Raw genomic sequence first — 14,764 nt, forward strand, 5'->3', positions numbered from 1 at the left:
TCTTGCGCTGCTTGCGGCTGGTTCTGCCGCGGCACAGGCGGATAGTATCCCGGTCAACACGCCAATGGGCGAGGTTTCGACCAATTTGGGTTTGCCTGCGGACGCCAATGCCATCAAGCAGCTCTATGACGAGCTTGATTATCAACGGGCGACACAAGCCTATATCTGGGCGCTGCCAATCGTCGGTTTTGCAGAGTGGCAAGCCTCGACGAGCAAGGATTTGGGGGCGAGCGGTACCGATCTGGTTTTATATGAGAGTGTCAAAGACAAGCTCGGTATCCTGACGGCCAATGCCACAACCCCCTACATCGGGGGCTTCCCGGACTTGTCCGTCACCGGTCCGCTTGTGATCGATTATCCCGCAGGCGCAACAGCTGGAGGCGTCGGCGATTTCTGGCAGCGACCGCTCACCGACATGGGTGAAACAGGCCCAGATAGAGGTAAGGGAGCGAAATATCTTCTGCTTGCCCCGAAGCAGGTGGCCCCGAAGGTCAAGGGTTACACGGTCATACAATCGCCAACCAACAACGTGTTTTTCGCATTTCGCGTGCTCGATCCGGATCCAAAGAAGGCGGAAGCCCTCATCAAGGCTGTCAAGATTTATCCGTTTGCCGAACGCGACAAGCCCAAACCGACGAAACTCATCAGGCCGGAAGGACGCCGGTGGAGCCAGGTTCCGCCTCGGGGCCTCGCCTACTGGGAGCGACTGAACGATATCGTGCAACGCGAGCCTGTGATGGAGCGCGACCGCATGGTCATGGCGATGCTGCGTCCATTGGGTATTGAAAAGGGAAAGCCCTTTGAACCGGACGAGCGCCAAAAGAAAATTCTGACGGACGGCGCTGTAACCGGGGAATTGATGGCCCAGGCGAATTCCTTTGCCACGCGCGAAAAAGATGCGCGCTATCGACCGGATACCCACTGGGACTACGTGATCATGTTCGATCCGTTCCAGGAGGCCGCTTCGTACACTCAGCTTGATCAGCGCGCCAAGTACTTCTACGAGGCCGTGACGACAACCAAGGGAATGGTCACCAAGACCCCCGGTGTGGGGCAGGCCTATCTTGCGGCGCACCAGGATGCCAACGGCAACTGGTTCGACGGCAGCAAATCCTACACGCTCAATGTTCCGGCAAATGCGCCGGCGAAGCTGTTCTGGTCAGTCACCGTGTATGACTCGCTCACTCGGGTCCTCATCGACAATACACAACAGGTTGCCGACAAATCGTCCCGCTCGGATATCGTGAAAAATGCCGACGGTTCATACGATTTGTATTTCGGGCCGAGTGCACCCGCTGGCAAGGAGAAGAACTGGATTCCGACGCTGCCGGGAAAGGCATGGTTTGCCTATTTCCGATTGTACGGACCGCTTGAGCCTTACTTCAGCAAATCCTGGAAACTGCCTGATATCCAGGCAGACAAGTGATCGCTCAGGTGATGGAGAGATTACCTTACTCTGATTTTCAAAGCTTGCTGCTTGAGCCCATCAACATGGAAAACGCCGCCAACGGCCGGCAGGAATTTCGGAGGAGTTGCCCATGTGGTCGCACCATAAATTGAAGCGGATCGTCGCGGTTTCAGCAACGCTCTCGCTGGCTTTCGCAGGCGCGGCGTTTGCGGCCGAAGGCGGGGCAGGCTTCTACCTTCTCGGTTCTTGCGGCCCTGCCGCCGGCGCGTTTCCGCCTCCCGGGGTCTATTTCCAGAATGACGTTTACATATACTCCGGAAGCCTCGGCGGCGGCCGTGGTTTGCCGAAGGGCGACAAGATCGTCGATGATGTCGATGGGTCGGTGGCTGTTGAACTGCCGACTGGAATATGGGTGACACCCCGGGGAATCTTGGGCGGGAACTTCGGCCTTTCGGCAACTGTGCCGGTTGGATACAAGAGCGCGTCAGCAAAGCTTGACATTGTCAGTCCGCGATTTGGCACTGCAATCCAACGGGGCCAATCTGACGACATATTCACCATTGGCGATCCAATTGTCAGCGGAATGATCGGATGGCACCACGGTAATTTTCATTGGCAAACAGGCATCATGGTCAATATCCCGATCGGCGATTATCACGATGGCGCTGGCAAATCTCTCGTTTAACCAACGGGGGCGCTGATGGCTATGCCGCGGCATCCTGGATCGATCCCATGTCGGGAATCGACATCTCCGGCGCGATAGGTGTTACATTCAACGCTGAAAACCCCGCAACGAATTATCGTACGGGTGACGAGCTTCACATTGAATGGGCAGTTTCCAAAACCTTCACGCCGAAGTTCTCCGCAGGTTTGACCGGATATTATTATGACCAGATATCGGGCGATAGCGGCGCGGTACTTGGCGGCCGCCGAATAAGGGGGGCGCTCGCTTCGCAACCGGGTAAGGGCACATTGCTGGCGATGTGTCCTGAACCCGGTATTATCCCCGACGGCCGAGCGCCTGGACCGGCGCTGCGTTAATGGTGCCGGGCGGAAGCAACTTGTGTGTTAATGCCGCTGGAAATATGGCGGCAGATATCAGTTCCAAACCTCGATCTTTGCGATTTTGTCGTCTGCGGTCATTGTCAATTTGTATTGGGCGAACCTTGTCTTGTCGTCACATGTTACCAGCACAATCGTGGGGCCTGCTGCCGACAGGACGTGATCGATTCTTGCGTCGCTGATCTGGTTGCACCAGAATCCTGCCGCCCGTATTGCGCGCGCCGTCTGGCGCTCAAGTATGCGCACTTGCAATGACTGTGCGGCAGCAACGTCTGTCAGAGCGACGAGGAGACAAAGGCCCTGGGCTATACGTTTCATCCGTTACCTCGCATAAGTTACTGATAAGAAGATGCTTTGAGCACTCCGGCAATGCAACAATGTAACTGTAACAACTTTGACGTGGCCTCTGATTTATCCCAACAATCCAGACGGAATTGGTTCGCGCGTTCCGCCGGGCCAATGTTTGATCCCAATGACCTAGAACGACCTGTGCGTCCGCAACTTTCCACGTATTACCTTGGGGACGTGCCGTTCTGAGCCGATGGGCATCAAGCCAGGGAATCTGGCGCAGTTGGGGGCGGCAATGGTCGGTTCAGGTGTATATCCGCTTTTACAAATGGCGAAGGCAGTTGCGGCAACTGTCCGCGACGCACGGCCGGAGTGGTGGTGATGCACATCATTGCAATTCAAAAGACTGCCATCCATCTCTGTCTGATCGTCGGATTGATGGTCGCCGCATGGTTTGCCTCCGGGTCGAACAGTGCCGCACAGCCCGCGGCGGCGGCAATGCCACCTGAAAAGGTCCAGCAACTGATCAAATTGCTCGACGATCCGGAAATCCGTGCATGGCTTGCCACCAAACCGAAGACAGTGCCTGCGCCTGCCATCAATGGCGCTCCAAGCGGTTTTACGCTTTGGACCAATGGCATACGTGAACATCTTCGTGCGGTGATTCGTGCCGTTCCGGCTCTCCCCGGCGATCTGCTGAACGCAGGCAGAATCCTGGCTGCCAAGGTCAACGAATATGGATTCTGGTCCGCAGCGTTTTTGCTTCTGATACCCATTTTCTGCGGGATAGGCCTGGAGGTTCTTTTCAGGAAATGGGTAAAAAATACCGCCGGATTGATCGCAAACCAGCCGCCGGATGACAAGGTGATCTTTCACGAAGACTTGGCACAGGCGGCCTTTGTAAAAATTGCCCCGATTGCAGTTTTCAGCATTGCGAGCTTTGGCGTTTTTCTGATCCTGGCATTGCCGCCTCTGTTCAATGCTCTCGTCATCCCGCTTTTGCTGGCGCTGATCGGATGCCGGATGATCATTTGCCTGAGCGAACTCCTGCTTGCGCCCGGCAAAGGCGAGGGCCACATCCGGCTTCTTCCGATGGAGGATATCTCTGCGCGGTTCTGGAGCCGTCGCACCAGCGCTTTTACAATCATATTGTTCGCCGGATGGGCTGCAGCCGGCGTTCTGACGGCGCTGGCGATACCGGCCGACACAAAGAGCCTGATCGTCTATTGCATTGGTATCGGATTGCTGGCCGTGGCGGTGGAAGCCGTTTGGCATCGCCCCGGGCCGCGTCGTGACGCCAGGGATATGGGCACGGGAGGCTGGCTGCTCGTCGCTTCCTTCTGCATTTTGTGGTTCTTCTGGATCGCGGGCATGAACATTCTGCTGTGGCTCGGCATCTACGCGATAGTCCTGCCCGGCATATTGAGAGCGACCAGTGCAATCGTTAAAACCGTGTTTGACCAGTATCGTGCGGATGAGAGCAAACCGGTTTTCGAAGTTTTGGTCGATCGCGGTGCGCGGGCCCTCATCATAACGCTCGCCGTAATTTGGCTCGCCATGGTTGTGCGCCTGCATCCGACAGTTCTGACCGAAGATGCCGCGGCCAGCAAAGCGATCCGCGGCGTCCTCAGCGGTGTTATTATTCTCCTTGTTGCGGACATGCTGTGGCACGTCGCCAAAAGCTCCATAAACCATCGGCTTGAGAGGGCCCGGCAAGCGAGCGGCGATGCCGCGGAACTGGCGCGCAGCGGCAGACTGCTGACCCTATTGCCGATCCTGCGCAATTTCCTCGCGGTACTCATCGCGGTTATTGCCATCATGATGGTGCTCTCGGGGCTCGGTGTCGAGGTCGGCCCGCTGATTGCCGGTGCAGGAATTTTTGGTGTTGCAATAGGTTTTGGCTCCCAAACGCTCGTCAAGGATGTCATCAGCGGCGTGTTCTACATGATGGACGATGCGTTTCGCGTCGGCGAATATATCCAGAGCGGGAGCTATAAGGGCACCGTAGAGTCCTTCAGCATCCGTTCGGTCAAGCTGCGCCATCACCGTGGCCCGATCTTCACGGTTCCGTTCGGCATGCTCGGTGCGGTCCAGAATATGAGCCGCGACTGGGTCATCGACAAGTTCCTGATTTCAGTCAGCTACAACACCGACATTGCGCAGGTCAAAAAGGTGGTCAAGACCGTGGGCGCGACGCTCCTGGAAGATCCGGAATTTGGTCCGCAAATCATCGAGACGGTGAAGATGAAGGGCGTCGAGGCATTTGGCGACTATGGCATTAATCTGAGCTTCGCCATGATGACCAAACCCGGGCATCAATCAACCATCAGGCGACGGGCTTACGCCATGATACGCGATGCATTTACGGCGACCGGTATCGAATTTGCCTCGCCGACCGTGCAGGTTGCGGGTGACGATCATTCAGGCAGTGTCGCCGCAGCGGCCACGAACGATGCGATCCACCGCAAGAAGGCGGCGGATGCCGCGAAAGCCGGGGAAAGTTGAACCAAAGTCAATGACTTCTGATAAGGGCGGGGTAGCAATGGCATTCAGCAACGCATTGAACCGGCTTGTTCTGGGGCTCATCGGGATCGCTTGTTTGTCCATCGCCGCGCCGGCCCTGGCCGACTCAAAGTTCCTCTCAAGCCACATTCTTGATCTGGACGGGATGAAGCAGAGGCGGCTCATTCGAATTCTTGTCCCTTATAGCAAGACAATTTATTTCATTGATCAGGGCAAACAGTATGGCACTGCAGTCGAGTTTGGCACTGCGCTTGAGACGACGCTCAATGTCGGAGCCAAGAGAGAGCTCGATCGCGTGCGCATCGCGTTCATTCCGGTTGGCCGCAACGAACTGATTCATGCGTTGAATGACGGACTGGGTGACGTGGTGATGGCAAACCTCACAATAACACCAGCCCGGCTCGAGCAGGTCGATTTCACCGTTCCCGTTTACGACAAAGCAAGCGAAATTCTGGTGACGGGGCCTTCTGCCGAAAGCGTTGCCGATCTCGATGACCTTTCGGGCAGACAGGTCGCCGTGCGGGAGACGAGCAGCTATTTCGAACATCTTTCAAAACTGAATGCCGATTTGAAATCGCGCGGAAAGACCGAGATAAGCATTCGGATTATGGACGAAAATCTCGAGGATGAAGATCTTCTTGAAATGGTGAATGCGGATCTTCTGGCCTACACCGTCGTCGACAAATACAAAGCCGCAATCTGGTCGTCTATTTTCAAGGATGTTGTCGTTCGTCCGGATATCGAAATTTCCGGTAACGGCCAGATCGCCTGGGCGATCCGCAAGAACAGTCCATTGTTGAAGAAAGAGCTCGACCGTTTCGTGGCGACGCATCGCGTCGGAACGACCTTTGGCAATATTCTGAAAAATACGTATTTCAAGAGCGATAAAATTCTTCAGCGCGCTTACTCAAGCGACGATGTCGAAAAATTCAAGCAACTGGTCACACTCTTCCGCAAGCACGGAACGACCTATTCCTTCGATTACCTGATGCTGATGGCGCAAGGCTATCAGGAATCCAAGCTCGACCAATCGAAACGCAGTCCACGCGGCGCAGTCGGCATCATGCAACTGCTCCCTGCCACCGCAAGGGATAAGGTCGTTGCCATTGCTGGTATTGATAAGGACGAAGACCGCAACATCGAAGCCGGTTCAAAATATTTGCGCTATCTTATGGATACCTATCTGGACGAACCGGGGCTGAATGCGCGTGAACGCGAATTGCTTGCCTTTGCCGCCTACAACGCCGGCCCGGGAAACCTGAAGAAGTTTAGGAAGAGGGCCGTAGACCTTGGTCTTAATCCGAATATCTGGTTCGGCAATGTGGAGAATTCGGCCGCGGACATCGTTGGCCGGGAAACGGTGCAATATGTCGGCAACATCTACAAATATTACGTTGCCTACACGATGCTGGCAGAGCGGCTCCAGGAAAACGCTGATGCCGTGAGCTCGGGCAAAAAGGGTGGCTAGTCCATAACGTTTTTCAAAGCAGCAGCAGGCGTTTCACGATGGGCAGAAGTTCCTTGAAGGGAAGTTGCGTGAGCCCGACCAGAACGAACGGTAGCAGTGCTGCTGCGAAAACCGGGATGAGAGTCGATCGCGTCACCAGCATCGGTGACAGCTTCTTTGCGGCCTCGAACAATTTCCCGGGGTCGGCAAGTTCCTCATGCACGTCGGCATTGTCGTCGTCGGCAACGACGTTCTTGCCAAGGATGCCGCGTTCCACCTGTCTTTGATAATTGGTGGCCACTGTGGATGCAGCAAGCAGCGTCCGCTTCTTCAGGTCAAGTATCTGCCGAACAAAACAAAGCAGCGGTATTCCGAAATATGCGGATAAGGCGATCAGCGACAGTGCCATGACGGCTCCAAGTGCTGAAGCCGTTATTGTGCTGTGCAAGATCTGGTGGGTGACGGCGGCAGATACGACGCTGCTGACTGCGACTGTGAACAGCATGTAGGCATTGGGATAGCGGCCGACGAAGGCCAGACCGGCATGACCGTCCGGATGGGTTGCAACCAATCGTGTTTCCAGCCGCGACAAGGCCAGAAGCAAGAGTGACCAGATAACGTGCCGCCACACGCTGCGCGATAAAAGAAACCAGAAAAGCGTGTTGCTGACAATGACCGACCACCACGCTGCAGCGCTCAGCGACCTTTGGGCATTGGCAACCGTGACTGCCCAGGAGGAGGCTGTCTGGTTCTGCGTGTTCGAAAGCAGGAGCAGCGATGCCGTGACGGCAAACAACAGACAGATGAGTTCAGCCCACATCGAGTTTCGGCGCTCAAGCGCTTTCACCATCGCTGATCGGGCAGCGCCAAGCGCGTTTTCGGTGACGAGCTGCCCCGCGAAGAACTGCTTCACGCCGTCCCGGAGCTGATTCTCTACCTGAGTTTCAGCCAGAATGAGGAACCCGATCGCCAGGAAGGACCTTGCCCACACGCCGGGATCGAGGAGATAGGGCCGCAGCTCCAGAGGACCCAGAGCGGTTCCGGCCACCACAGCGAGCAGAAGGGGCACGCCCCACGCGGCGGCCACGAACATGATGGCGCGAACCGCGGAATTGAGATCATCCGTCCGCGCGATACCAGCATCCAGCTGCAGCTGATAGAACGGGCCGCCGTGAAAGATGAGGAATGGTGGGTCGTTCTCCCGTTCATGTGCCATGGGTTGGCTCAATAGCTCAGCTCGCGGGACTGCGCCTTGTCCTGCAGTGTTTCATGGAATTTATCCGATTTGACCGGAGCGCGCTTTTGGCCTTCCAGAATGTTGATCGGCGTGCTTACGGTTGTCGCCGCGACCTTGCCGACGACATTGACACCTCCAGCTATCACCGCCGTTACACCTTGACCGAGTGATACGTTGGAATCGGTAAGGGTCTGTCCGGTTACCAGGCGCTGGCCGATCAACTGCACGATCTGCGGGCTCTCTGCGAATTTGCCATGGTTGAGGCTGTCCCCGCCTTTGACCTTGGTCAGGTCGATGACCGTAATTCCGGCTTGTTCGAGTTTGCTGCGGTAGGGCTCGTCGGCGGGATTGATGGCCCCGAGCCGTTGCACATCACCCGAGATGAAGCGGGAGGCTGCGAGCGCACGATCGTCCTGGGAGACGAATATCGTGAATTTGGGTCGCTTTTCACCCATTTCCGTCCATTGGCGTGCGAAGACATCGACATCGATATCCGGTGAAGCCAGGATCACGTTGTCGATCTTTGCGGCAACGCGGCCATCACGGATAGCCATCTGTCGCAAGGACTCCATGGCCAGCCATGTCCCCATCGAATGAGCCATGACGGTGATGTCTTTGACGTTCGGATCATTGGCAAGCGTGCGCAATGTTTGCTCGAAAGCCACTCTCGAATAATTGGTGCTTTCCTTGTCATAATTGTAATCGAAGAGACTGGCCCTGGACGGCCAGGTGAAGAGGATCGGTATCACTTTGGCGCCCGAGTCATGGATGATCTGGGCAAAACGAAAGACCGAATCCTCATAGCGGTTGTTGAATCCATGCACGAAGACCAGCGCGTGCCCGCCGACGACATGCGCCCGGAACCAGGTTCGGGCCTGATCGACGGATTTGAGCTGCTGGACACGCGTAACGGCAAAATCCGTATCGGGATTGGGCGGCAGTTTCTTGGGCCATTGAACCGTGCCAGCCTTGCGTTTGCTGTCCGATGGGATCGAAACCGAGATATCCGTCAGGTAGGGGTGCGGGCTGCGCTCTCCCGTGAACAGCGTGGCTGGATCGTCGGATGGAACCCGGCTCGTCACGACAAGCATGTCCACATTCGAACCTCCGGTTTTGTTGGAAACCGCGACAGGGGACATGACGCCCTTGGGATGGCCGGCACATCCCCCCAATACGACCACGCAGGCCAACAGGATTGTCAGAGGAGATGACAATCGCATCAGACCAGTTGCGGCGCGCTGTCCTATTGGGCGCGCGTCGTTCGGCAACTTGTTTCGCCTGGAAGACGCATGGTTGGATAGAGCATTTGGCATCGGGTGTTTCCTCGAGAACCTGTGGCGCACCCGGAAGGGCATGCCTGAATTCATGCTTCAATGAGCCGGTTTCGTATGGCAAAGCGGACAAGCGCTGCCGTGGACTTGGCATCCAGTTTACGCATGGCAGCGGAGCGGTGGCTTTCAACAGTCTTTTCGCTCAGTCCGAGGACCGCTGCCGTCTCCTTGTTGCTGTGTCCTTCGGCAATAAGTTTGACGACTGCCGTTTCCCGCGACGTCAGGATGCTGGGCGATGCATCAGATTTTGCGAGGTAAGAGGATACGAGTATGTCCGAGACCGCCTTGGTAAAGAACGGTTGACGATGTTCCAGCGCCTCCACAGCCTGGATCAGATGGTGGGTTGCATCAGACTTCAGCAAGTATCCCCGAACGCCCGCTTCGAGAATGTTGCGAAGCAAAGCTTCATTGTCGTGCTGGGTAAAGATAAGGATTTCGGTTTTAGGGTTGTGGAGGCGGATCTGACGGGCAGCTTCGACGCCATTGATATACGGCAAAGCATAATCCAGGATGGCAATTTCGGGGTCGGTAAGACGAGCCTGCTCAACCGCATCGCGCCCGTTCTCAGCCTCGGCAACGATTTCCCAGCGTTCCCGCGTAGAGAGAATTGCTCTGACGCCTTGCCGAACGATCTCATGGTCGTCCGCGATGAGAATCCGTGTCATATTCACTCCCCGGTTGACGTCTGGTCCGCAAGCTCAGTTCGCCGACGTGGAACAAGCTTGCGGATTACCTCAGCCCTACATCGGAAACTGAAATTCGGCAAAAATTAACAGTTACGTACTTACGCCGACAGAGCCGTTGAACGCTAATGCTCCCCAATAACCAATGGGAGCGCTGCGCACAATGCAACGGTCAATCACACGGAACCGCACTGTCGCACCATCGTTGCACAGGTGTGCCGATTCGTGTCGCGAGGTTGCCGTCGCCGATTGATATCAACGCCTGGACTCCGAACACAATTCATTGAGGAGAAGCAAGTATGTCACTATATCCAAAGGCGATGGCCATCGCAGCTTCGGCGATTTTGCTGTTCTGCGGCAGCATCACGCCCGTGTGGTCTCAGGCACAAACGGCTGCGGCCCCGCCTGCCGCCGCGGTCGCTGAGGCACCCAAGCTGCTTTCGAATACCGAACTGCAAACGCTTGTCGCACGCATTGCGCTTTATCCGGATGACCTGGTGGCTCTGGTGCTGTCCGCTGCGCTTAATCCGCTGCAAATCGTGCAGGCCGAGCGCTTCCTCGAAGAAGCCAAGTCCAAGCCGGATCAAAAGCCGGATAAGTCTTGGGATGGCAGCATCGTCTCGCTGCTCAATTATCCGACCGTTGTCAAAATGATGAATGACGACCTGAACTGGACCCAGCAACTCGGCACTGCCGTGGTTGACCAGCAGAAGGATGTCCTCGTTGCCGTACAGCAGTTGAGGGACAAGGCCGTTTCCCAAGGGGTGATCAAGTCCAATGACAAGATCATCGTGGAAAAGCAAAAGAGCAATGTTGTCATCCGTCCTGTCAAAAAGGAGGTGACCTACGTTCCGGAGTACGATCCGATTATCCTGACGAGCCCGACTTACGTCGCAGCGGCGCCGATCGTCTACGGGAGTCCGTATCCGTCCTATTACTACCCATATGCGCCTTACTGGGCAGGTTTCGTTACCGGTGTTGCCTTTGGCGCTGCCGTGGACTGGAACAACTGGCATTCGTGGGGAGGGAATGACGTCAATGTGAATGTCAACAATTTCAACCGCAATGATTTCCACTTTGACAAGAACAATATCAGCAACCTCAATTTTGACAGCGGCAAATTCAATTTCGACCGGAATTCCATCACCAACAATATCCGTCAGAACAACGGAAACCGCCTCGATGTGAAGGGCGGCGACCGCATCGGAAATACGTCCGGTTTCGCCGGCGCCGGCTCGAGAGTTGGCAGTGCGGACGTTCGCCGCGACGTGCAGAGCGGCTTGAAGGAACGGGTTGGCGGGAACGTTGCAAATGACCGCGCGAACCGGGCGGCCACGCGGCCTGCCAACAACAATATCGCCCGTCCCAACCCGGCCAAAGGCAATATTGCAGGCAACACCCGGCCCAGGCAAACAATGGCGGCTCGTGCCGACCATCGTCCAAGACAGCCAAGTGCATTCGGCAATTATGCTCCGGGCCATGAAGTCAGGCAATTCTCCCAGCGTGGCAATTTCAGCCGTGACTTCGGTGGCGGCGACAGGCTTGGCGCGGGTGGTGGAGGCGTGAGGCATGGATTTGGCGGCGGCGGTCGTTTCCATCGCCGTTGACCATGAAGAACCACCGCAGTTTCCTTTGAAGGATTTTGAAAAATGTCCAGACACGTTCTGAAAGCACTTTTTGCATCAACGCTCATCTCGATGGCTGTACCGTCGTTCGCAGCCGAACCGTCATTGCAACGCTTCGTTGGCGCTGAACCCTTGACCTTCAAGGACGCCGGCGAAGCGGTGGATGCCCTCAAGAAGGATCTTGAGACAAAGGATGTCGGCGCACTGGCAAAATTGCTGGGTCTTAACCCGGAAGAGGCAAAGAAATCGGACGATTTCGACGCGCGCCTGACTGAACTTCAGCAGGCGTCCAAGGAACAAACCGCAATGGAGGACCGCGAGGACGGTGGCAAGGAAGTGGTCCTGGGAAATCTCGCCTGGCCATTCCCGTTTCCCCTGGTGAAGCACGACAGCGGCTGGCGGTTCGATACGCTTGCGGGCCTTGAGGAGGTCCTGGCGCGTCGTATCGGCGAGAACGAACTTGAGGCAATCGACATATGCCGCAATGAAATCCTCGCGCAGGCGGCTTACGCACAAGTGGACCACGAGGGCGATGGCGTGCTCGAGTTCGCCCAGAAAATCATAAGCGACGAAGGCAAGCAAAACGGGCTCTATTGGAAATCGGCTGGAGGCGAAGAGAGCCCTGCCGGCAATCTGGGGGATGCCGCCAAAATCGAAGCCAGTGCCGGCTCGGACCACGGTTATTTCGGTTATCGATTCCGAATCCTCACGTCGCAAGGCAGCAATATTGCCGGCGGGAAGTACAATTTCGTTATCAACGGCCACATGATTGCGGGACATGCCATGATTGCTTCACCGGCAGTCTATGGTGAGACCGGGATCATGACCTTTGTCGTCAGTCACCACGGTACCGTTTATCAAAAGGACCTTGGTCCGGACACCGCGAAGATCGTCAAAACAATAACCTCGTTCAATCCTGACAAAACGTGGGAGCCTGTTGAGGACTGATCGTGGGTCCGCGGGATATCCAGGGCAGATATTAACTGTCGGAAGGCAACACACAATCAGAGCCGGGTGGAGCGAGCATGGCTTCATCCGGCTCTGATTTTATTATTGCCTCCCGACGACCAACCGTTCTCCTGAGAAGCAAAGACTTAACAGGAATGGTGGAATCCGGAAACGTCGGCTCTTAAGATCCTTACATGCTGCACTTGTGATAGGTGACATACATGTTGTCGCCAAACGGGTCGAAGCGCTGAAATTCTTCGGGGCCGACGATTTTAAAAGTAGCCGTGACATCGCTCTGGATCATTGAATCGGTGCATGAAAGCCGCGCGGACAAACGGTCTTTCTGTTTGCGCACGCTTTGGGTTGTGCATATCGCCATCGGCCCGGATACCTTGCTTCCGACGATCAGCAAGCCGGTTGTCGTTGAGGCGCCGCGGTCCTTGAACTCAATCTTTTTGCCGACTTTCTTGAACGTATCAGCGCAGTCGGTACCGTTCATGGTCCACGCACCTTGCAATTCCTTCATCGAAGCCGCGATGACGCCGGATGTTAAACCAAGGCCTATCAGTCCGCTCAAGAGAAGGATTTTACCGGTTTTGCCTGACATCGAAGTTCTCCATGTTCATTTCGTCTGAAGACTAGGACAACGGCAATCCAACGAAAACACGGTCCGCTCGAATATACAGATTCGATACGGTAAATGTGCCGATGGCCGATGGCGATAAGCTGACCTCCAGCGATCATCGGATCAATTTCATCTTCGTGTCGTCCATGCGAACCAGACAGCGACAACGGCAAGGACAATTGCCAGGAAGCGGCGGATGAAACGCTCGCGGGATGGCTCGTTCAGGACCGCTCCCAGCGAGCCTGCAAGTATCACGATGGCGCAGTGAATTGCCGTTGCGACCAAGAGGTAGATGGTTGTGAGCACCAAGGTTTGGCTGAGCGTGGGGGCGACGTCGTCGAGGAAGGTTGGTAAGACAGCAATGTAAAAGACCGCCGCCTTCGGGTTGAGGAGGTTGGTCATGAGGCCGCGCGCAAAATGTTTGCTTGCCGGTTCTGCCACGGGACCAACCTCAGTTGAGCTGTCCCGCCAAGCGTCGACAGCGAGATAAAGCAGGAAAACAATACCTGCCCAACGCAGGGCCGCGTAGAGGCCGGGAGATTGCGTTACGATTTCCGCCAGACCCAATGATGCCGCGAGTCCCACCACGGCAAGACCGAGCGTAATTCCAGCCACGGTGGCAAATCCAGATCGGCGACCATCGCTCGCGGCGATAACAGCCAGGTAAGCCATATTCGGCCCTGGCGTCAGCTCAATGATCAGCGACGTTGCGGCGAACGAAAACAATGTGCTTACGGGCAGTTCGTACAATGCCAGGGCGCTCATCATGTGTTGCCACGGCTGGCATTTCGGGATTGCAATCCGCTGCGCTTCTCGAGCAATTTGCGCCAGAGGCCGCCCTCGAATGCGGAGCTGATCTCTCGTGATGCGAGATAGGGGATCAGGACAAGCAGCATGATGAAGCTGGTGGCGAGTATCTGCGGCGCCTTGCCAAGAAGGTCGGAAAGCGATGCGGCGGCGGTCGTTCCATGGATGAGCCCCACGACAACCTCCTCGAGTATCGAGAGCGCGATCAGCAGCGCCAGATAGAGCAGGGCCTTGGAGGCAATGACATTGATGATCCGGCGATCGCTATAACGATCGCCCAGATGGACGGCGTGCCCCAGCAGGATGAACTTGGCCAACAGCAAGGCCTTGAGGGCAGGGAGCCCGAACGGCCAGAACCCATCACCGGAACTGCCGACAATCGTGATCTTGTAGAGGATGATGGCACTCAGGCAAACGTAGAGATAAACCGCAAGAACGGCGAATTGCAGCAAGTCGCTCTTCAGTCGGGTGATAATCAAACTGGCGCTGATTGGCATGGTGGCCTCCTGATCGAAACCGGTTACCGTCGGATTGGCATTTGTCGGCTCCCGACATCGCCGTTGCCTCATTTCAGATAGTGCGCAACCAGGGCCGGAAGGGAAGTACGATACGGTAAATCAAGTGATGGATAGGCCTTTAACAAGTGTCCCAGAAATTGGAAATTATCTAATGATTCCGGTGCATTTTTGAAGAATGGGCATTTTAAAATGCGTTCAGGCAGATAACATGAGTCCTAAAGTATAGGTCGCAATTTCCGGTAACCCTGCGGTCGCGATGACG

13 protein-coding genes are annotated in these 14,764 nt (G+C 55.9%); 7 read left to right on the forward strand and 6 right to left on the reverse strand.

Annotated features, from left to right (window positions below):
• The first annotated feature begins 64 nt into the window (after window positions 1–64).
• The 5 genes from AC1Q5O_RS15670 (at window position 65) to AC1Q5O_RS15690 (ending at window position 6,749) form a co-directional block, all read left to right on the forward strand.
• Window positions 65–1,426, forward strand: a complete 1,362-nt coding sequence (locus AC1Q5O_RS15670) for a DUF1254 domain-containing protein (protein WP_492564115.1) — start codon at window positions 65–67, stop codon at window positions 1,424–1,426.
• 112 nt (window positions 1,427–1,538) lie between these two features.
• Window positions 1,539–2,093: a transporter gene (locus AC1Q5O_RS15675; protein WP_492564117.1), complete on the forward strand. Its 555-nt coding sequence runs from the start codon at window positions 1,539–1,541 to the stop codon at window positions 2,091–2,093.
• Complete coding sequence (locus AC1Q5O_RS15680) at window positions 2,021–2,449, forward strand: transporter (RefSeq protein ID WP_492564118.1); 429 nt, start codon at window positions 2,021–2,023, stop codon at window positions 2,447–2,449. The genes AC1Q5O_RS15675 and AC1Q5O_RS15680 overlap by 73 nt, the downstream gene beginning before the upstream one ends.
• A gap of 690 nt (window positions 2,450–3,139) precedes the next feature.
• Window positions 3,140–5,263 (forward strand): mechanosensitive ion channel family protein, encoded by a 2,124-nt coding sequence (locus AC1Q5O_RS15685; protein ID WP_492564120.1) that lies wholly within the window; start codon window positions 3,140–3,142, stop codon window positions 5,261–5,263.
• A complete protein-coding gene (locus AC1Q5O_RS15690; RefSeq protein ID WP_492564122.1) occupies window positions 5,238–6,749 on the forward strand; it encodes an MltF family protein in 1,512 nt (503 codons plus the stop codon). Before AC1Q5O_RS15685 ends, AC1Q5O_RS15690 begins: the two co-directional genes overlap by 26 nt.
• A 13-nt stretch (window positions 6,750–6,762) precedes the next feature.
• On the opposite strand, the gene AC1Q5O_RS15695 is transcribed toward AC1Q5O_RS15690, so the two are convergent.
• From AC1Q5O_RS15695 to AC1Q5O_RS15705, 3 genes are all read right to left on the reverse strand, one after another.
• Entirely contained in the window at window positions 6,763–7,944 is a 1,182-nt protein-coding gene (locus AC1Q5O_RS15695; RefSeq protein ID WP_492564124.1) for a hypothetical protein, read from the reverse strand.
• 8 nt (window positions 7,945–7,952) lie between these two features.
• A complete protein-coding gene (locus tag AC1Q5O_RS15700; protein ID WP_492564126.1) occupies window positions 7,953–9,185 on the reverse strand; it encodes an alpha/beta hydrolase in 1,233 nt (410 codons plus the stop codon).
• A 143-nt stretch (window positions 9,186–9,328) separates the two neighbouring features.
• Window positions 9,329–9,961, reverse strand: a complete 633-nt coding sequence (locus AC1Q5O_RS15705) for a response regulator (protein ID WP_472460130.1) — start codon at window positions 9,959–9,961, stop codon at window positions 9,329–9,331.
• A gap of 317 nt (window positions 9,962–10,278) precedes the next feature.
• On the opposite strand from AC1Q5O_RS15705, the gene AC1Q5O_RS15710 reads away from it, so the two are divergent.
• On the forward strand, window positions 10,279–11,586 hold the full coding sequence (locus tag AC1Q5O_RS15710) for a DUF3300 domain-containing protein (protein ID WP_492564128.1): 1,308 nt from the start codon (window positions 10,279–10,281) through the stop codon (window positions 11,584–11,586).
• A 150-nt stretch (window positions 11,587–11,736) separates the two neighbouring features.
• Window positions 11,737–12,552, forward strand: a complete 816-nt coding sequence (locus tag AC1Q5O_RS15715) for a DUF2950 domain-containing protein (protein WP_464664686.1) — start codon at window positions 11,737–11,739, stop codon at window positions 12,550–12,552.
• Between the two features lie 190 nt (window positions 12,553–12,742).
• On the opposite strand, the gene AC1Q5O_RS15720 is transcribed toward AC1Q5O_RS15715, so the two are convergent.
• From AC1Q5O_RS15720 to AC1Q5O_RS15730, 3 genes are all read right to left on the reverse strand, one after another.
• A complete protein-coding gene (locus AC1Q5O_RS15720; RefSeq protein ID WP_223616054.1) occupies window positions 12,743–13,159 on the reverse strand; it encodes a hypothetical protein in 417 nt (138 codons plus the stop codon).
• A gap of 147 nt (window positions 13,160–13,306) precedes the next feature.
• On the reverse strand, window positions 13,307–13,942 hold the full coding sequence (locus AC1Q5O_RS15725; RefSeq protein WP_492564132.1) for a LysE family translocator: 636 nt from the start codon (window positions 13,940–13,942) through the stop codon (window positions 13,307–13,309).
• On the reverse strand, window positions 13,942–14,481 hold the full coding sequence (locus AC1Q5O_RS15730; RefSeq protein WP_492564133.1) for a hypothetical protein: 540 nt from the start codon (window positions 14,479–14,481) through the stop codon (window positions 13,942–13,944). Before AC1Q5O_RS15730 ends, AC1Q5O_RS15725 begins: the two co-directional genes overlap by 1 nt.
• Between the last annotated feature and the right edge of the window lie 283 nt (window positions 14,482–14,764).

The organism is Phyllobacterium sp. MT110 (genome assembly GCF_058792715.1).